The 20,347-nt window shown below is 57.9% G+C and carries 13 protein-coding genes; 10 read left to right on the top strand and 3 right to left on the bottom strand.

The features are described from left to right. Positions 1–19 precede the first annotated feature (19 nt). On the top strand, positions 20–997 hold the full coding sequence (locus L1A08_RS09945) for an L-threonylcarbamoyladenylate synthase (RefSeq protein ID WP_238756202.1): 978 nt from the start codon (positions 20–22) through the stop codon (positions 995–997). A gap of 10 nt (positions 998–1,007) precedes the next feature. Here the strand turns inward: L1A08_RS09945 and L1A08_RS09940 are convergent, their stop codons facing one another. Further along, positions 1,008–2,627, bottom strand: coding sequence for a hypothetical protein (locus L1A08_RS09940; RefSeq protein ID WP_238756200.1), 1,620 nt, complete (start codon positions 2,625–2,627; stop codon positions 1,008–1,010). A 179-nt stretch (positions 2,628–2,806) separates the two neighbouring features. Here L1A08_RS09940 and L1A08_RS09935 point away from each other — a divergent pair, with 179 nt between their 5' ends. Continuing rightward, positions 2,807–3,694 carry a prephenate dehydrogenase gene (locus L1A08_RS09935; RefSeq protein WP_238756198.1) on the top strand — a complete coding sequence of 296 codons (888 nt, stop codon included), beginning with the start codon at positions 2,807–2,809 and terminating at the stop codon, positions 3,692–3,694. A 16-nt stretch (positions 3,695–3,710) separates the two neighbouring features. Here L1A08_RS09935 and L1A08_RS09930 read toward each other — a convergent pair whose 3' ends face one another. Then, positions 3,711–3,872 carry a hypothetical protein gene (locus L1A08_RS09930; protein WP_238756197.1) on the bottom strand — a complete coding sequence of 54 codons (162 nt, stop codon included), beginning with the start codon at positions 3,870–3,872 and terminating at the stop codon, positions 3,711–3,713. 57 nt (positions 3,873–3,929) lie between these two features. Then, positions 3,930–5,522, bottom strand: a complete 1,593-nt coding sequence (locus L1A08_RS09925) for a sodium-dependent transporter (protein WP_238756195.1) — start codon at positions 5,520–5,522, stop codon at positions 3,930–3,932. Between the two features lie 241 nt (positions 5,523–5,763). Here L1A08_RS09925 and L1A08_RS09920 point away from each other — a divergent pair, with 241 nt between their 5' ends. From L1A08_RS09920 to L1A08_RS09885, 8 genes are all read left to right on the top strand, one after another. Continuing rightward, on the top strand, positions 5,764–6,402 hold the full coding sequence (locus L1A08_RS09920; RefSeq protein WP_238756193.1) for a helix-turn-helix transcriptional regulator: 639 nt from the start codon (positions 5,764–5,766) through the stop codon (positions 6,400–6,402). Between the two features lie 60 nt (positions 6,403–6,462). Continuing rightward, the gene (gene sufC / locus L1A08_RS09915; RefSeq protein ID WP_238756191.1) at positions 6,463–7,275 is read left to right on the top strand and encodes a Fe-S cluster assembly ATPase SufC; all 813 of its coding nucleotides are present in this window, start codon (positions 6,463–6,465) and stop codon (positions 7,273–7,275) included. A 107-nt stretch (positions 7,276–7,382) separates the two neighbouring features. Continuing rightward, positions 7,383–8,798, top strand: a complete 1,416-nt coding sequence (gene sufB / locus L1A08_RS09910) for a Fe-S cluster assembly protein SufB (RefSeq protein WP_315860576.1) — start codon at positions 7,383–7,385, stop codon at positions 8,796–8,798. Positions 8,799–9,064: 266 nt separating this feature from the next. Further along, the gene (sufD, locus tag L1A08_RS09905) at positions 9,065–10,396 is read left to right on the top strand and encodes a Fe-S cluster assembly protein SufD (RefSeq protein WP_238756189.1); all 1,332 of its coding nucleotides are present in this window, start codon (positions 9,065–9,067) and stop codon (positions 10,394–10,396) included. Between the two features lie 93 nt (positions 10,397–10,489). Further along, positions 10,490–11,236 (top strand): iron-sulfur cluster assembly protein, encoded by a 747-nt coding sequence (locus L1A08_RS09900; RefSeq protein ID WP_238756188.1) that lies wholly within the window; start codon positions 10,490–10,492, stop codon positions 11,234–11,236. 190 nt (positions 11,237–11,426) lie between these two features. After that, positions 11,427–13,916, top strand: coding sequence for a BatA domain-containing protein (locus tag L1A08_RS09895; protein ID WP_238756185.1), 2,490 nt, complete (start codon positions 11,427–11,429; stop codon positions 13,914–13,916). 15 nt (positions 13,917–13,931) lie between these two features. Beyond that, on the top strand, positions 13,932–16,241 hold the full coding sequence (locus tag L1A08_RS09890) for a glutamine amidotransferase (RefSeq protein ID WP_238756184.1): 2,310 nt from the start codon (positions 13,932–13,934) through the stop codon (positions 16,239–16,241). Between the two features lie 257 nt (positions 16,242–16,498). Continuing rightward, a complete protein-coding gene (locus L1A08_RS09885) occupies positions 16,499–20,317 on the top strand; it encodes a hypothetical protein (RefSeq protein ID WP_238756183.1) in 3,819 nt (1,272 codons plus the stop codon). The last annotated feature ends 30 nt before the right edge of the window (positions 20,318–20,347 follow it).

Genomic DNA, 20,347 nt, shown 5'->3' with positions numbered 1-20,347 from the left:
TCATTGATTCGCACCGTTCATGTCAGCTTCGTCTCCGATTGGTCAGGATGTTGATCGCGCCGCTTCCATCCTCCGTTGCGGGGGCCTGGTTGCCATGCCGACAGAAACGGTCTACGGCCTGGCGGCGAACGCATTCGACCCCACGGCAGTCGCGAAGATCTTCGAGGCCAAGCAGCGGCCGACATTCGATCCTCTCATCGTGCACATCGCCGATCAGGATCAGCTCGCGATGCTTGTCCAGGGCATTCCCGCCCGCTACCAGATTCTGATGGAAACCTTCTGGCCGGGGCCGCTGACGCTGCTCTTCGAGAAGACGGCCGAGGTCGCCGACCTGGTGACGTCCGGACTCCCGACGGTGGCTGTCCGGATGCCGGATCATTCGATGGCACTCGAACTGATCCACAAAGCCGGTACTCCGCTGGCCGCTCCCAGTGCCAACCCCTTTGGACGAACCAGCCCGACAACAGCCGACCATGTGGCCCGGCAACTCGGTGGCAAGGTCGACTACATCCTCGACGCCGGCCCCAGCAGGGTGGGCGTCGAGTCGACGATTCTGCGAGAGAGCGGGGGACGATTCGAAATTCTTCGCCCCGGAGGAATTACCCGAGAGCGACTCGAAGAGGTCCTTGGCCAGGAGGTTGTTCTCATCTCATCCGACGAGAGCGGAACAGCCATTGAGGCCCCCGGGCAACTCAAAGAACATTATGCTCCTCGGACTCCCCTCGTCGTCGCGGGAGAAGAGGACGAGAGTGGGGCTTCGCAACGCCGTGCGTTAATGACCGTCGGACTGGAGCAACAGCAGGACCGAAAAGGATTCACCCACATCGTGAATCTCTCTCCGGCCGGAGATCTCGTTGAGGCTGCCGCTGGATTCTTCGCTGCACTTCACGAACTTGACCGGATGGGACTGGACCTTATCGTCGTCGATCGCTTTCCGGAGGAAGGTCTCGGCATAGCCTTGAACGACCGGCTCGGACGGGCAGTCCACCGGGATTGACTTCGCCGGTTCATTCGCCCGACGAATCCACCGGAGCAGGGGAGGTCTCTGTCGGGGGAATCTTGCGAGCGGTGACGGTTGTCATCTCATGGGAACTTCCCGAGCCGGTGCCAAGACTCATTCCTTCCATCGCTCTCAACTGCGTGTACCGTTGCTGGATCTCTTCCGAAGCGACGAGCGGCAGATTCGCGGTCAGAGCCAGTGATTCAAGAAGATAAAGTAACCGCTCACAGCGAGCCTGCTCCTTTTTCTTCTGCAGCTTTTGTGCGTCGAGTTCCTCAACGGCCTGCACTCGCTGTTGCCACTGGGCGAATTCCGAATGGGTTTCGATGACGTTCAGCAAAGCGTCTCGATCGTTCTCCACAATTGATGCAATCTCAGGATGCCAACTCTGGTTGAGTTCTGGCCAGCGGGTCAGCACGGTTCGCTGGATCAAAGTTCGACTGCTCGAAACCTGGCCACGAGCCCGCCCCAGTTGCCGATCGATTTCCTTGAGCTCTCCATCCAGACGCCGCTTCAACTCCGTCGCTTTCGACTTGAGATCCTCATCAGCAATCTCCAACTGAGTCGTCAACGAGTCGAGGACGTACTTTTGAGCAGGTGTCGCGAGGGCTTCCAGTTCCGTCCGCGGAGCACTGTCCGTCACCAAGGTTACCTCTTCGCCCCCGGCGTCGGTCTGGGAACTGTACTGCCGCAGAAACACGTCCGATGTGCAAATCGGTAGATCGATACTCGGAAGAGTCGCGACTGCGAACGCGTGGGCTTCAGAGAGCGAAACGCGGCCATTCTGATCAAAGTCAGCGGCCGGAACACTATCCCCTGTTCGAGTCTGACCACCGATTGCTGCCCAGAAAGAGCTGCTGTACTCGTGGTAGTTTTCTTCGTTGATATCTGCCGTGCAGCCGGCAGCTGGACGCGACTCGATTGTGGCGCAGAACACAGCCACATCTCGGTCGGCGATTCCGCGACTGCGATCGCCGCTTTCGAAGAGCAGATTCGTGAACCCGCCCGAGTAACACTGAACCATCACCAGAGCCACAGGAACCTCTGCGGGTAGTTCTTTCAGAGAGCGAGCGAACTCCGCAACATCCAACCGTTCTTTGTTCCACAGATAAATACAAGTGTTTCCCGACTGGCCTTTGGTTGTCGATTTCCCCCCATGGGCCGTGACGTAGATCACGAGACGATCATCGGGCGTCAGAGTCGCCCCAGTCTCTTTGATCCAGCTCTTGAATTGAGTCAGGGATGAACTTCCCCGTACGTCATTCAGCTCGTGATCGCGATAGAAATTCTTCTGTCCCTTACCAGCATCGAAGAGTTGTCCGAGGAGTTCGTACTCACGTGGCAGCGGAGCGACCCTGCGAAACTGCAAATCGCGACCGGGATCGTTACCGTCGCTGAAGAGGACATCGTGGTGCACTGGATCTCGATAGAGACGTCCCAGAACGTCCTGAAAGAAGATCACGTTTCGTTCCAGCGAGATCTGATTACTCGACGGCGCGTAGCCGCCGCCGATCGTCAGAAAGTAGTCGCCGGCGTGAATCACGGACTGGCCTGTCTCATGATTCAGAAAGAATCCGGTCAGCAGGATTCCGCAACACACCCACCGCTTCGAACGCCACCCGTCCATAACTCGCTCCATCAGAACCTTTGAATACGTTAGATCACGGTATCCGGGTCCGAGCGGAACCTCAAGAAGATCCATCGATGAAATCGACTTTCGACAAAGTGCCGCGAAATCTACCGTTCGGGCAATCTGGGGCGGCAACAAAGTTCGCTTCGGTCCATTTGATACGTTAAGATTGAAGGATGAACCCTGCTGACCATCAAAATGAATCCATCGGCTGCCTGGCCATCTGCGGCGTCGGACTGATCGGGGGCTCCATTGCGCGAGCGGCCCGCAGTCGAGGCGTCGTTTCGGAGGTCATCGGCATCGGCAAAAACCAGGCGCGGCTGCAGAAAGCGGTCGAGCAGGGAGTAATTGACCGGGGCTCAACGGAGCCGGAGTCCGCAGCTGCTCAGGCAGATCTCATTATCATCTGCACGCCGGTCGATCTCATCGCCTCCCAGGTGGCCCAAATGCTGCCCCACATGCGGGACAGCGCGACCATTACCGATGCCGGCAGCGTGAAAGGGGAGATCGTCCGGGAATTGCAGGCGGAAGGAATCGATGCGTCTCAGTACGTTCCCGGACATCCGCTTGCGGGCTCCGACAAGACGGGGTTCGAGTTTGCCGACCCGGACCTGTTCGAGAAAGCGACGATTGTCCTGACACCGACTGCGGAAACTGCGGACATTCACACGCGGCGAGTCAGAACCTTCTGGCAGGCACTCGGTGGAAATGTCCTGACCATGCAGCCGGAAGAGCATGACTCAGTTCTGGCGATGACCAGTCATCTGCCGCATCTGGTCGCTGCGGCTCTCGCGGCCGCCGTTCAGGAAGATCACTTGAGACTCGCTTCCTCCGGATTCCGCGACAGCACTCGGATCGCGGCAGGCGATCCCGAGTTGTGGACGTCGATCTTCCGCCAGAATGCCGCGGCGACGCTGGCTGCCGCCCGCGAGTTTCAGGAGAAGCTCACGCATCTCATCACGGCCATCGAGCAGGACAACGCTGACGAATTAAAGGCACTGCTGGCCGAAGGCAAATGCCGCCGCGATGCCTGGCGGGAACAGCGTCTCCGCCTCGAGTCGTAGTCGTCGCGCCGCCGATTCAGTCAGCGTCTTCCGTGTCGCCGGTATCGATTTCCAGCGGCCCCTTCACCTCTTCCATGTCCACTGCAGGCAGACTGAGAACTTTCGTCAGGCAGAAGCTGACGAGACAAAGTACGGTGGTGACCGAAACGGTCATCATTAACCAGCCGAGTGACGTCATGATCGGACTCCTGGAAGCAGCAATTGTGCGAGGAAAAACTGTGGTTACGGAGGCGGCCTAAACGGCAGGAGAGTCGCTCTCGGTCTGCTCGCTTTCCGCCTCCTCGAGCAGGAAGTTCAATTTCCCTTCCCGCATCCAGCGAATCCCGGCGATGTGCACCATCACGAGCAGAAATGCTCCAACGATGGAAATAAACATGATCGAAGCCAGAGCCACTTCGCTCTTCCCGATTGCCGAGAAATAGTCTGGCACATTGAAGATGCAGAAGGCCACGAAGATCAGCAGCAGGTAGACCGGTGTGACGAACTTCAGAAGATACTGCAGAGCAATCGGAACTCGAATGTGCGACCCCTCGTGCAGGGCCGCATGCCCTGACTGCACCGAGAATGCAATGCTGTAAACCGTCGCCTGGAACATTGCCAGAATAAAGATGCACATGGTCCCGACCCAGAAATCCATGGTGTCGAGAGCTTTCAGGTCCTTGGAGAAGTAGACGACGAAGCCGGAACCGATCGCTGAGATCAGTCCCAGAATCGCGGCAGCCGCATGTCGCTTAAGCCCGAGACCTTCTTCAAAGAACGCAATCACGGGCTGCAGCATGGACAGGCTACTCGTGATTGCTGCGATAAACAGCATGATGAACCAGAGGAAGCCGAAAAGCTGGCCCGCGGGCATCACGGCAAATACGCTCGGCAGGGCTGTGAAGCCGAGTCCAAATGTTCCCATATCCTGGGCAGCGACTCCCAGAAAGATAAAGGCGGCCGGCAGAGTAATCAGCCCACCCAGACAGACCTCAAAAAATTCGTTCATACTCGTGGCTGTCAGGCCGCTCAGTGCGACGTCATCGTTCTTCCGCATGTAGCTGGCATAGTTAATAATGACGCCGAAGCCGACCGAAAGGCTGAAGAAGATCTGCCCGGAGGCCGCCAGCCAGGTGCTTGGATTGCTGAGCTTGGAGAAATTGGGATTCCACATGCTGCCGAGCCCATTCACGACGTTCCGCTCCGGGCTTCCCGGATCGGGCGTTCCCAGGGTAAGGACGCGGACGAGGACGACGAGGGCCAGAATGACCATGATCGGCATCGCCACCCGACAGAACGCTTCGATGCCTTTGGTAATCCCTCGGTAGATGAAAAAGAAGTTCATCGCGAACGTGAAGATCAGGATTCCGAGAAAATCGCGGTGTCCGGGACGAAACAGGGCCCCGTCCTGGCCCATCCCGACCAGGGAACCAAAGTATTCATCGTAGGCCCCCGGATTGCTGGCGGGCATCAGACTGCCGTCGAGATAGCTGATGGCGTAGCTGAGACACCAGGCTTCGATCACGACATAATACATATAGATGACGAGAGGAACGAGCAGGGCCAGCGTGCCGAAGTAGCGAGCAAACGTGTTCCGGCAGAGGACGATGAAAATCCCGGGAGCGGAGTGAAACCCCCGTGTGCCGGCAAACCGGCCCATCGTCCACTCGGCCCAGCAGAGGGGGATTCCCAGCAGCAGGAGCGAGATAAAATAGGGAATCATGAAGGCACCGCCGCCGTTCTGAGCGGCCTGGCCGGGAAATCTCAGAAAATTCCCGAGGCCGACCGCCGAACCGGCGACCGCCAGAATCACCCCGATCCGAGTTCCCCACTGCTCTTTCTGTGCCATTGCTGATCTTCCCGTCCAAGGTTTATTTCAAGCTGTCGAAGTCAAGACCCGACCAAGCTGAGCGGTCGGACCACCATAACTCATCTGGACTTAGGGCAAAACGGGAACTGAGCCCGACAGTCACGGATTTATTTGAAACAATTTCCATTGTTTTTATTATTGATATCCCTACAATCCCCGTGGCGGCTCCCTTGAAAGCGTCGGATTTTTCCACCAGGGGACAACGCCCACCAAAATCGATATGCTTGATTCCATCAAACAATCAGATCGGGAATTTCTCAGTCATCTCAATGAACTGGGCGAAGCAACGATTGCCCAAATCTGTGATGCTGAACAGGTTACAACCAATGCTGTCCGTCAGCGGCTCAGCCGGCTGCAGGCAGCAGGTCTGATTGAACGAACTGCCGTCCGTCACGGCAGGGGACGACCTCAGCATAAATATTCGGTCACCGGAGACGGACGCCGCCTGCTCGGAGATAACTACTACGAGCTGGCAACAGTCCTCTGGCGGCAACTGACCAGTATCCCCGACGAACAGCTGCGTTCCCGAATCGCCGATGAATTGCGGCGAACTCTGGTGAACCGGTACGGGGAGAATGTGAACGCGGCTGATCCAGCCGAGCGGATCCAGCAGCTTCAGCAGGCTCTGTTGAAGCATGGTTTCGATATTCAGGTCGAACAGGAGGACGATTCGGTCTGCCTGACCGAGAAAGCCTGTCCTTACCACGATTTGGCCGTCGACGACCGTTCCATCTGCGATCTGGAGCAATCGGTGTTCGAACAGATTCTCGGCATGCCGCTCCAACTGACGCAGCGTTGTGTCGATGGACACAGCTGTTGCCGATTCGAACCCGTACTACTGTCGACAGATTCTGAGTAACAAAGTGAGAACCGGCCGGGCAGCCGGAGATGTTTAACAGCAGGAAGTAATATCACGATCATGAATGCTCTTTTGAAAATCGAAGATCTGCACGTCAACGTTGGCGATACGGAAATCCTGAAGGGGGTCAATCTTGAGATCCGTCAGGGCGAAATCCACGCACTGATGGGCCCGAACGGCTCCGGAAAAAGTACACTCGCCTACACGTTGATCGGCCACCCGAAGTATGAAGTGACTAAGGGACGGATCGAAATCGACGGCGTTGAGCTGAACGAGATGGATCCCTCCGATCGGGCTCGTCTGGGACTGTTTCTGGCGTTTCAGTACCCGGTGACAATTCCGGGGGTGAAGGTCGCCGACTTCCTGCGACTGGCACTGTCCAATGTGCGGAACCCGGATCGCAAAGAAGGGGAAGGCCTGATTTCGATGCGGGAGTTCCGCACCGAGCTTCGCGAAACCATGCAGCAGCTCAATATGGATTCCGCCTTCGCCACCCGTTACCTCAACGAAGGGTTCTCGGGGGGAGAGAAGAAGCGGATGGAGATTCTTCAGCTGGCGATGCTCAAGCCGAAGTTCGCTTTGCTCGATGAGACCGACAGTGGTCTCGACAGCGATGCCGTACGAGTCGTCAGCGAAGGGCTGTCGAAACTGGCTGGGCCGGAAATGGGCGTGCTTATCATCACGCACCACGAGCGACTGCTGGAATATAACGAGCCGCAATTCACCCACGTGATGCTTGCGGGCAAAATCGTCGAAACCGGCGACGCCGCACTGGCACATGATCTGCACGCCAATGGATACGATGAAGTCCGCAAACGTCATCCAGAGGAAGCCGCCTGGGAAGAGCAGCAGCAGGAAACCCTGACGAAATAAGCAATCTCGACACCGCTCGGGGTTTCTTCGGGCGGTCGAACAGATTGATCAAGGAATACGTCCCCGTCTCGCTTGCCGAAACGGTTTGAAATCGAGAGGAGTTTGTTGTGTCTACAGACGCTGTTGAAAAGAACAAGGTCGACATCGGCGAATACCGTTTTGGGTTCCACGACCCTACGGATACTTACGCATTCACCAGCCGTAAGGGTCTCGATCCTCAGATCGTGGCTCAAATCTCGGAAATGAAGAAAGAGCCGGAGTGGATGCGGGATTTCCGCCTGAAGTCCCTCGAGCTCTTTTTCCAGAAGCCTATGCCGTACTGGGGTGGAAATCTCTCCGATCTCGACTTCCAGGATATTTACTATTACGTCAAGGCTTCCCAGGGTCAGGAAAAATCCTGGGACGACGTTCCGGAAGACATTCGGAAGACGTACGACCGGCTCGGGATTCCCGAAGCGGAGAAAAAATATCTGGCAGGCGTGAAGGCTCAGTACGAGTCGGAAGTGGTCTACGGATCTCTTCAGGAAGATCTGTCCAAGCAGGGCGTGATCTTCACCGACACCGATTCCGCTCTCCGGGATCATCCGGAGTTGTTCCGCGAACACTTCGGCACGGTCATTCCGCCGGCAGACAATAAATTCGCCGCGTTGAACTCGGCCGTGTGGTCGGGCGGATCGTTCATTTATGTCCCACCGGGCGTAAAGATCGACTTCCCGCTGCAGGCTTACTTCCGCATCAACACCCAGAACATGGGCCAGTTCGAGCGGACGCTGATCATCGTCGACGAAGGAGCTTCGGTTCACTACGTCGAAGGCTGTACGGCTCCGACCTACAGCAGCGACAGTCTGCACTCGGCTGTTGTCGAGATCATCGTGAAGCGTGGCGGACGCTGTCGTTACACGACGATCCAGAACTGGTCGAACAACGTGTATAACCTGGTGACCAAGCGGGCGATGGCTTACGGCGACTCCCTCATGGAGTGGGTCGACGGAAACCTGGGTTCCAAGCTGACCATGAAGTATCCGGCCATCTATCTGATGGAACCGGGTGCTCGCGGAGAAACACTGTCGATCGCCTTCGCCTCGAACGGTCAGCATCAGGACGCCGGTGCGAAGATGGTGCACTGTGCTCCGAACACTTCGAGTCGAATCATTTCGAAGAGTATCTCGAAAGACGGCGGACGCTCCAGCTACCGCGGACTGGTCAAGGTTCAGGACGGAGCTGAAAACTGTAAGTCGAACGTCGTTTGCGATGCTCTCATTCTCGATCCGGAAAGTAAGAGCGACACGTATCCGTATATCGAAATCGACGAGAGCAACGTCGCCATCGAGCACGAAGCATCGGTGTCGAAAATCGCCGAAGAGCAGTTGCTGTACTTGACCAGCCGCGGTCTCACCGAGGCGGAAGCCTCGGCCATGATCGTGACCGGCTTCATCGAGCCGCTCGTCAAGGAACTGCCAATGGAATATGCAGTGGAAATGAACCGCCTGATCGAACTGCAAATGGAAGGTTCGGTCGGTTAGGGTTCGGTCGAATTAACGTGTGCCGCTGGCTACGCCACCGGGATCCGAAAAGAAGGTTGGACGAGCACTGGCCAGGCCAGCGCCGTCCTTTCTTCACACGTTCTAATTCTCGGGAAGTGCCAATGCCGGCTCGTCCGGCAGTGCATTCGCCCAGACCGATTCGAAACATTCACAACGCGTTCTGCCGAAAACAGGAGACGCGTTCAGGATCCACTGCTGTGGATCTCTTTGATGACGCATAGATAGCAAGAACAAGAGCAGCAGACATGGAGATTAGTGAAGCAGAATTCGCCATCACGACGGCCGACGGATTCGAGGCATTCCTCGACAGCCGGAACGAGCCCGAATGGTTGCAGCAGAAGCGACGCGACGCGTTCGCTCTTTACCAGCAATATTGCGAGCAGGAACTCGATCCCGAGGAATTCCGCCGACTCGATTTGCGGCTCTTCCGTCCGGGTGATTACCGCATTCGCACCACTGGAGATAACTCCAGCGCCACAGGGCAATTCAACAACCTGATGACGGAGCGGGGCGAGTTCGCCGGTCAGGTGGAGCATATCGATGGCACGCCTGTACAGAGCCAGCTTCAGAACGAGCTCGCCGAAAAGGGCGTGATCTTCTGCAGCCTGGCGGAAGCCGTGGAGAAGCACCCGGAATTGCTGCAGAAGCATCTGCTGACGCATGCGGTGCAAACCGACACGGACCGTTTTTCGGCCTGGCATTCCGCATTCTGGACCGGCGGAGCGTTCCTGTACGTTCCGCGAAATGTTGAGCTGACACAGCCGTTGCACAGCCTGATTGGGCTGTCTCGTTCCGGCACGGCCGATTTCTCGCACACCCTCGTCGTTCTCGAAGATGGTGCCCGCGCTACGCTGCTGGAAGAAACCTCTTCGGCCGATTCCAATGCAGCCGGCATGCATATGGGTGCGATCGAATTGATCGTCGGAGCGGGAGCTCACCTGGCTTATGTCCAGCTGCAAACCTGGAACGAACGAGTGTTCCACTTCGCTCACCAGTGCGGACGAGTGGCACGAGACGGGTCGCTGCAGTGGACTGTTTCGGCTCTGGGGAGCAAGTTCTCCCACGTGCACCAGGATGTCATGCTCGACGGCAAAGGAGCCACGGCTCAGGTCAACGGAGTCGCCTTCGCGACCGAACGACAGAAGATTTCTTACTACACCCGTCAGGCTCATAAGGCTCCGAATACCACTTCGGACCTCCTCTACAAAGAGGTTGTGCGGGATCGGGCCCGGATGATCTGGCGCGGGATGATCGAAGTTGACGAAGTCGCTCAGCTGACGGATGGATATCAGCGGAATGACTCGCTGATCCTCAGTCGGGACGCCCGAGTCGACGCCATTCCGGGACTTGAGATCAACGCCGATGATGTGCGGTGTACTCACGCTGCCACGGCTGGCCAGGTCGATGACGAGCAGATTCTGTACTGCTTGAGCCGCGGTATCTCGCGGCAGGAAGCCATGCACATCATCGTCGAAGGCTTCTTCTCCCAGGTATTCGACAGGATTCCGGTCGAACTCGTCCGACATACGTTGAGTCAGACCGTGCAGGAGAAGCTCGGCTTCGGTATCGAAGACTAACCACCGGACGGACAGTTACAGGCCGCCTGATGCGGCGTATAATTGAGAACAACAGACAACAACACCCTTCGATTGAAGAGATTAGAGCGAACGATGAGTGAAACGGCTTGGGAACAGGTTGCCAATGTGGATGATTTCGCGGGAACGGATCGAGTCTCCGTAATCATTGACGATCTTCCTGCACTGATTGTCCAGCTCGAAGGCGAGTACTTCGCTATCGAGGACGTCTGTACTCACGATGGTCAGCCGCTGACAGACGGTGCCATCATCGAGAACTCGATCGAATGTCCCCGGCACGGCGCCCGCTTTGATCTGAAATCGGGAGCTCCGTTGTGCATGCCGGCCACGCAGCCGGTTCAGACCTTCGAAGTCGATATCCGTGAGGGCGTCATCTTCGCCCGACCTTCCACCGGCGAATCGAACTCGGCCGCTCCGGCAAGTTCGACCGCTTCGGCTTCGGCCACTACAGAAGCGGCTGCGGCTGGAACTTCCGAGCAGTCCGGGGAGGATACCGGCGTGCCGTCCACGGGTCCTCAGGAAGCACCGCGTGTCGGCGATATGCTTGACTCGCTCAAGAAAGTGGTCGATCCCGAACTGTTCGTCAACATTGTTGACCTTGGTCTCGTCTACGATATCACTGAAGACAACAATCAGGTCACGGTCACGATGACGCTGACCAGTCCCAGTTGCCCGGCTGGTCCGCAGATCGTCGCTCAGGCGCGCGAAGCGATTGAATCGATGCCGGGGGTCGATGGAGCCGAGATCAAGCTGACGATGTCTCCGCCGTGGACTCCGGAAATGATGACGGAAGACGCCCGCGACCAGCTCGGAATTTTCTAAGCCGCGGTGCCATCGACCGGTTCGCCAACGGATGTTCTCCATCGGCGATGCTTCTCTCCGATTCCATCAAGACCGGTTTCCCCTCCTTCGTCTGAAGGTGTATGATGACCGATAGCGTGCCGACGTTTGCGAACTGAGGCACTCTGATCGCATCTGCAGTCCCCTCAGGAAGTTGGGTCCAGCCGCGTCCATGTCTGTTCTTCATCCGGCGTTACTCTTCGGCCTTGCTCTAGCCGCGATTCCGATCGTGCTCCATCTGTTGATGCGCGCGCGGCCTCGGAAGCTCGACTTCCCAGCGTTGCGCCTGCTCAACAATATCCGGAAGCAGAGCGTGCAGCGCATGCGTCTGCGGCATCTCGGCCTGCTCCTGCTGCGAATCCTCGTTCTTGTTCTCATCGTGCTGGCGGTCGCCCGACCGACGTTGCCGGCCGCGAACTACGCCCTGACGAGCAGCGAACTCTTCAGACTGATTGGCGTCGGTGTGCTCTGCGCCGGTGCCTGGTGGGCCGGCCGACGCTACTGGGTTTCTGAAGCCAAGCAGAAACATGCTCAGCGCTACCGAGAAACCTGGCTCAACGCCGGAACAATCGCGGCAATTCTGTTGCTGGCCCTGCTCCTTGTCGGATGGCCCTATCAACGCAGAGTGGCGGCGGAACTGACCAGCCCGGAAGGTCCACGACAGTTGAACGTCCCGGTGGCCGGCGTCCTGCTGTTCGATCTCAGTGCCAGCATGAGCTATCAGCACGAGAACCAGAATCGCCTCGAAGTCGCCCGTCGCCTGGCGTTGCAACAGATCGAAGCTCTGCCGGGCGGTTCCAAGGTTACCCTGGCCGATAACGGCGAATTGCGTCCCCTGAAGTTCCTCAATGAAATCCGAGCCGCAGAAACCCGACTGCAGAAGGCAAATGGCCTTACATTGCGGGATCGGGCTCTGTCGCTGAACGACGTCGTCCTCTCCGCCATTCAGCTTCAGGCGGAGGATCGCGCACAGATCCTGGAAGAGAACAGCGCGACCGACGCCAGTGACAGATACGTCCGTGAGATCTACATTTACACCGACCGGTTCAGTTCCGCCTGGAATCTTGATGAAGCCGAGCGGCTCAAGGCCGAAATGGAGCGGCTTCCGTGGTTGCGACTCTACATCATCGACGTAGGCGTCGAAGGCGGCACGAACTATGGACTAAGCAACGTCTCGCTGTCTCGCGAACGGGTCGTTGAAGGAAGCCTCGTCCGCGTCAGCGCTGAGATCATCAACCAGAGCCGCACCGCTGAGAATTGCCTGATCGAACTCTATCTCGATGACGGTACGGGCTCCCTCATCAAGCGGGATCAGAAAATCGTCGAGGTCGAGCCAGATCAGGTGGGACAGATCACGATGTCCTTCCCCGCTCAGGGGCGGGGCGTGTTTCAGGGAGAGCTACGACTTGCGAAGAGCGACCCGCTCTCCGTCGACAACGCGGTCGCATTCTCCGCCTTCGTTGAACCGAGGGAAGTTATCTGGATTGTTTCGGACCGCCCAGACGAAGCCTTCGTCTGGCAACAGGCTCTGGCTCCTCGCCCGCTGGTCGAGAGAAACGCTCATCAGTACGAAGTGAGCGTGCTTCCATCGTCCCAATTGAACCGCTCGCTGGAACAGACGAACGGCCCACGCCCCGGTGTCATCTATCTGTTGAACGTTGCTCGCCTTTCCGAAGGAACCTGGGAACGACTGGAACAGTTCGCACGAACTGGCGGCGGACTCGGCGTAATCCTGGGATCCACGCGCGTAGATCAGGTCAACTATCAGGATTACGCTCAGCCCCGATGGCTTCCAGGTCAGTTGAAGGTCCACTCCCGGGCTACGCCATCCGCCCGCCTTGAAGTCTCCCGGCCCGACCATCCGGTCTTCAGGTATCTGGATCAGCTCAACGCCCTGGCTCTGTTCACGTCAGCTGAGGTGCATCGCTACTGGAAAATCGAGCCCGCCGTGGAATCGTCGGTTCTGGCTCGCTTTACAGATGATGAACGTACTCCGGCCGTCATCGCTCGTGGCGTCGGACGCGGACAGTCGATGATCATCTCCACGGCTGTGGACCTGGCTGACGCGGCTCAGTTAAAGAACTGGAGTGAACTGGCTCGAATGGGCTGGATCTACGCCGCCTGGGCCGATCAAACCACTCGCTTCCTCGCCGGTGATCTGGAGAGTCCGCTCAACCGAACCGTTGGTGCTCCCGTTTTCCTGGACATCCCGCCAGAAACCGCTCAACAGAAAGCCCTGCTGCGGATGCCCGGTTTACGGCAGGAACAAATAGCCGTTCCTCTTCGTTCGAAGGGCCTGGTGATTTCGACCTCCCAACCGGAAGAGCAGGGAGGATCAACCGCGGAGACGAACCAGAACCTGGTCGGGATGGTTGGCAACTATCGCCTGCTGTTTCCCGGCACCGACATCCCAGGCTATGGATTTTCATTACAGTTGCCCGATCAGGAGACAAGCCTGAGCCGGTTAAGTGTCAGCGAGCTTGACGAGCTGTTCGGTGAAGGACGATGGCAGTTGTCCCGAAGCTTCAGCGAACTGGAACGATCGGTCCTGTTGGGGCGGATCGGCATCGAAGCCTATCCCATGTTGATGACTCTGCTTCTCGTCTTCTTTATCTCCGAACATCTGGTCGCCAATCTGTTCTACCGGATGGACCGAGCCTGACCCACCCAGGATCCCATGGACGCCGTATTCTCGATGCCGCAAATTCGCCTTCAGTTTGATCCGATCTGGTCGCTCCCGACCGTGATCGTCGTCACATTGATTGCGATCGCGACTGTCTGGACCGGCTACCGCTTTTCACGAGGGCTCAGCTCGCAACGGCGGATGATGCTGGCTGGCGTGCGGATGCTCACGGTGTTTGTCCTGCTCATCGGCATGCTCCGCCCACAAATCCAGTGGGTCGCAGCCGAAGGCGAGCGAGCCAGTATCTGGATCCTGACCGATCAAAGTCGCAGTATGTCGGTCCCCGATGGTCCGGGCGGAATTACGCGTCGCGTCGCTCTCCAGCAGACTCTGGCAAGTGTCGACGACGAACTGAAAGCTCTGTCCGAGGAAGTCTCGATTACGCTGCAGGACTTCGCGAATACACTGGAGATCATCCAGGATGTTGATGAGACAGCCGAAGGTCCACAGACGGCTATTGGATCGGTTCTCGAAGAAGCCGTGAAGCGCAACGGGCAGAATCCGCTGACCTCGATCTTTCTGTTGACCGACGGAGCACAGCGATCGGTTCCCCCGTACGACCAGGACCCTCGTTTGCCTGCCCGTGAGTTGGGGGAACTCGGTGTCTCACTTTATCCAGTTCCGATCGGAAAGGCTTCATCCATCGATGCCGCGGCTGATGTCGCTGTCGAAGAGATCCAGATCGATCCGGTCGTCTTCGTAAAAAAACGTGTGCCGGTCCAGGTTGCTTTGCGATGGGCCGGAGCTGGCGGTCAACAGCTGCGAGTGCGACTCTTTATTGAAGATCGAGCCGGACTGCAGCCTGGAGAGTCGGGGAAAATGGTGCCGATCCCTCCGAGTGAGTTCTCCCGGACCGATGTCACCATCGACACAAGGCTCCCGGCGGGTTCAGAAATGGTCGAGCTTTCTTTCACACCCGAGCTCGCGGGGGAGTACAAGATTGCAGCCGTCGTGGAGCCGGTTACGGGAGAAGTTCAAACGCGGAACAATACCCGGTCGACGCTGGTCACGGTCCGCAAGGGGGGATTGCGAGTCGCTTACTTCGACATCTTCCGCACCGAAGTCAAATCGATCCGGCAACTGAATGCCTCGGAAAAAGTGCAGGTCGACTTCCAGATGATGCGCTCCGGCGAGTTCGCCCGGGACACTGCGGTCGACGCCCGCTGGTTCGAACCGGGCCGGTACGACGTCTTCATCATCGGAGACGTTGCCGCCGAGCAATTCGGCGAGAAGAACTTGCAGGCACTGGCGGCTCGCGTCCGGGAAGGAGCGGGACTGCTCATGCTCGGAGGCTACCACACGTACGGAGCAGGGGGGTACGCCGGAACTCCGCTGGAGACGTTTATTCCCGTGGCCATGCGGCCGGAAGAGGAGCAGCCCGCGGACGTTTTCAGTGATCAGTTACAGATTCGAGACGAAATTCAGTTGCAGCCCAGCACAGCCGGGAACCGGCATTACGTGACGCGAATCGACATCCCGGCTCGAAACGAACAGGCGTGGCTTGACCTGCCGCCGTTACTCGGCGCGACGAGAATTCAGGCGAAATCCAATTTCGTGGAAATACTCGCAACGAGTACGACGGGAGACCATCTGATTGTCGCCGCGGAAACTGGCCGCAGTCGCGTGATGTGTTTCGCCTTCGACCAGACTTATCTCTGGTCTCAGGCCGGTTTCGAGACGCTTCACCGGCGCTTCTGGCGGCAGTCCGTCCTCTGGCTCGCTCATAAGGAGCTCGAAAGCGATCAGCCCGTCTGGGTTCGCCTCACTCCCAAAGCAATCGACCCCGGCGGGCGCGTGACTGTCGAGTACGGGGCACGAACTGACGAAGGGCAGCCTCGCCAGGATGCGGTACTCCGAGCCACGATTACAGGTCCGGATGGCACAAAGAAAACTCTGAACGGGAGCGTCGTCGAAGAAGGCCTTTACGCCGAGTTCGACGAAACGATTGTCCCGGGCGATTATTTCGTCGAAGTCGTCGAGATCAACAGCCAGGGGCAGTCGTCGCTGCCCACGACGGCTCGATTTCTTGTGCACGATCGCGATCTGGAGCTCGACCATCCGATTGTCGATCGCGTCCTCCTTGACGAAATCGCGTCATTAGCGGGGTTGTCGACAGACTCGCAGGTCATCGCCCCGGAAAATCTCGAAGAGTTTCTGACCGACTTCCTGAAGCGAAAACCCTGGAAAAACGACGCCGAGATCACATCGAGCATTAGCCTCTGGGACGGTTGGCCTATTCTGCTCATCTTTGCGGGCCTGATGACCATCGAATGGGTTCTGCGGAAGAAAAGCGGACTGGTTTAGAGCATTTTCATGCTTCGCCTGCAGTCGAATTTTGAATTTGCTCTAGAAACCGCGACTTTTACGCGGACACATGTGTCCGGGGCCTGGGAGCGAGCCATCACCAGTTCCAGCTCTCATTTTCCGGATTGCGACGGCAGCCGACGGAAAGACGGAACATTTTCTGACTCTGGTCCGTCGAAAAGATATAATGACGGGACGGATTGTCTCCGCCAATGTGAGCCAGATTTGCTCAAGAAATCCAAGTGGAACAGGTGACCATGGCTGGCACGGAAGAATTGACACCGCCGAAGTATGTCGATTTCGCCGACTACATCGTCTTTCAGATTCGCCGCACGCAATCGTTGATCCGTCAGATCGATGTGATGATGCTGCTGTCGACCGCTGCCGCTGCGCTCCTGCTCACGTCGCTGCTGTTCGTTCTGCTCGATCACTGGGGGTTTGCCCAAGGGCTGCCGTTGGCCCTGCGCTGGCTCGGCTGCATGGCCATTCTGGCCTGTCTGGTCGTTCCCGCAGTTTATTTCTTCCGAGGCGTCTCGGGCCGAAACATCAGTTCGCTGTTCGCTGCTCGAACGCTCGAACGTGCCGATACGGGCTTCGCCAATAACCTGATGACTCTGGTTGATCTCGATTATCATTCTCGACCTGCATCCGCAGCCATTCGAGGAAGTCTCGAAAAGCGGGCCGCTCTTACGCTCAACGAACTGGATGTCGAACACGCCATCGATCGAACGACGCTGCTCCACCGGTTGTACGTTCTCCTGGCCGCGACGATCATCTTCTTCGGCTACTCGTTTCTCTCGCCGAAGAGTTCGCTGGCCTCGCTGCAGCGGATTCTCTTTCCATGGACGACTGCCGTCGCTCCGACGCAAACGCGAATTCTCGATGTGCAACCCGGCAGCGGACAGGTCACGGCTGGCAGCCATGTTGAAGTTTCGGCTTACATCGACGGCAAAGCTCCGGAGAAGGTCTGGCTGATCTACTCGACCGAGGACCGCCGTATCGTCGATGAACGGATCGAACTTCATCAAACCGACGAGGGACTGGGGCGATACATCGGCGTGATCACCGGCGAAAACGGCCGGGGCGTGGATCAGACGACGACCTATCATCTTCAGGCCGGCGATGGACGCAGTCCGACTTACATGTTAAGCGTGAAACCTGCTCCCCGAGCCGCGATTGAATCGATCATGATCGAGCCGCCGACCTACACCGGGCGGCAACCGTATCGTCAGCCTGGCGGAGCAATCGATGGACTGGAGGGCTCGAAAGTCCGCCTGAAAGCCCAGACGAACATTGCGGTCACCAAGGCCTGGATTCAGCTCTACAGCTCCGAGGATCCCGGGGACCGCTCGGGTCAACTTCCGCTGACTCTGAGCACTCCGACCCGGTTGCAGGGAGAATGGGCCCTCAAGATTCAGGACGACGGAACCTACCCGCGATTCTACAGCATTCAATGCGAAAGCGAGGACGGGGCCAACGATCCCGCTCCGCCGCTGCATGCAATTCTCATTCGTCCCGATGAGCGGCCGGAAGTCCGGCTCCTTTCTCCAGTCTCAGATCTCAGTCGACCGATCAATGTCGCGCTGCCGTTGTTGATCGAAGCCTTCGATCCCGACTTCGAACTTTCCGGGCTTTCCGTACAGGTCGAGAAGCAGGGACAGATTGTCTCCAGCGAACTGATTGATGCCGCCGGAAAGCAGGCGATTCGCACCACGCATACTCTGGATCTGGAACGGCTGCCGGTCTCTCCAGGTGAAACGGTTTCCTTCTGGGTCGAAGCCCGCGACAACCGGCTGCCGCATCCCAACCGGCGTTCAACACCGAAGTTGCGTCTGCAGATTCTGGATCCAGTCGATCCCGCAGAAGCGGAGAAGCAGGCGGAAGAAGAGAAAAAGAAGGTCGCAGAAGCTTCGGAGAACAACGCCGATCCGGCTGCATCGGAAGAAATGACGCCCGACGAGCCATCGACCACGGAAGACATGCCCAGGGAAAACCAGACGGAAGACGAACAGAACCAGAGCGAAGGCGCCGACGGCGATCAGAGTACGGAAAGTCAACAGCCGGCCGAAGACTCCCGGAAAGGAAAAGGTCAGCAGTCGAAGAAATCGGAGAAGGGCAAACAGGACGAGTCCGGACAGCAGAAGAACGGTGAGAAATCGGAAGACGGCCAGAAGTCCGACGAGCCGACGTTCAGTCCGGAAGGCGAGGACGATGACCTCGTGCTTGAGAAGCTGATCGAACGGATGAAGGAAAAGCAGAACCAGCCGCAGGATCCGATTCAACCCAACGAGCCGGGCGATAATCCCTCGGAGTCTCCGGAATCGAAGAATGATCCCAATGGGCAGAACATGCCGGAAAAGAATGGCCAGCCGGATCAGGAAGCCGAACCGAATCAGCCTGGGGAGCCCCCCTCCGATTCGCAGCCAAAGTCGGACAAACCGTCCTCGGAGCAGCCATCCAATCAAAAAGGCGACTCGCCTTCCCCATCCGAGAACGAGCCTGGAGACGATCCTTCCGACTCGATGCCGAAGGAAGGCCAGAAGCCGGGCGAGACGACTGAGGAGGGCATGAAACCAGGGGAGGAATCCTCGGAAGAGAATGCTCCCGGGGAAACAATGGCTCCCGCCGACGATCCCAGCCAGAATCCGACGGGAACGCAGCAGAAGCCGAACTCGGATGCGATGAACAAGCAGCCGGGTAATGAAGAAGGCGAGAAACGGCCCGCGACTCCGGAAGAAGAAATGAACGGCGAGAAAGAGCCGTCAAAAGAGCCGGGGCAGGGTGAATCAAAACCGGGCGAGGGGACTGAAGAAGGTGCGATGGAACGGGACCCGAACGGCGACCCGAAGTCGCCGCCGGCACAGAAACCACCGGGGAACGTCGACGCTCCGCAAGACCAGATGCAGCCTCCGTCCGGCGATCCGAACCAGCCAACTCCTCCAGAGAATCAGCCGCCATCGGATCAGCCCTCCCAACCAGGGCAGACTCAGCCTTCAAAGTCGCAGGACGGCACGTCACAGCCCAGCCAGGATTCGCAGAACCCGGACGCCGGGCAGCCAGGCGATTCCCCTTCCGATGCGCCCATGAAACCGGCCGAGGAGCAGAAGGGAACACCACAGCAGTCGCCGAACAATCAGCAAACCGAACCTGGTAAACCTGCTCCCGCCGATGGGAAGCCGGGAGATCAGATGCCACCGAATCCGAATGACTCGAAACAACCGGGAAACAGTCCGACCGATCAGAATCCGAATGGAAAACCCTCCGATGGCAAACCTTCGGAGGGAACGCCGTCGGACGAAATGCCCTCCAACGAACAACCCGATAACGGCAAGCAGCCTGACAATCAACAGCCAGGCGATCAAAAATCAGATGGACAGAAGTCGGACGGTCAAAAGTCAGACGGCAACAAGTCCGATGGTCAGAAGTCGCAGGACGGCCAGGGACAGAACGGAAACGGCAACAAGCCGAGCCCAGGCGACGGTCAGCCCGGTAAGGCAAGTCCGCCGATGGAAGATGGTCCGCGCGGAAAGGGTTCGCCTCAACCTGGCGGTGAGAGCAACGGTCGAACAGCGGCTCCCGATCCCGAAGGGGGACCTGGTCCCGGTGGTGTCGGCGAGGGAGACGCACAGAATCCCGCCGCGCCCGCGGACAATGGCGGAGGAGAAGGCACCGGGCCCTCGACTCCCTCTAGTGCGGAGTCGCTGGAAGATCGTCGAAAAGCCGCCGAGCTGGTCCTGAAAGAGATCGAAGAGGATCTGAAACGAGGTGATGTTGATCCGGAACTGCTTGAGGATCTGAACTGGACCGAGGACAACCTGAAACAATTCCAGCAGCGGATGGCCGATTACCTTCGCCAGCAAAACGATGAGGGCACGCCAGATCTCAAGCAGCAGCAGTTCAACGAGATGCTCCGCAATCTGCGACTCGATGGCGAGCGAAGCACCCGCGAGGGAGCGGCGACCGATCGGGAATCGAGAGACGAGTTCGCTCCCACCATCATGCCTGCTCCGCCGGAATATCGGGAACTTGAAGAAGCATTTCGTCGGAGTTTAAGCGGGGCGGATCAGAAGAACTGAAGATTGAGGTCCATTGTAAGACTGACACTC

It is taken from the genome of Rubinisphaera margarita (genome assembly GCF_022267515.1).
In the GTDB taxonomy this organism is placed as follows: Bacteria; Planctomycetota; Planctomycetia; order Planctomycetales; family Planctomycetaceae; genus Rubinisphaera; species Rubinisphaera margarita.
The sequence above is the reverse complement of the archived record's forward strand: the minus strand, read 5'-3'. Positions and strand labels throughout refer to the sequence as shown.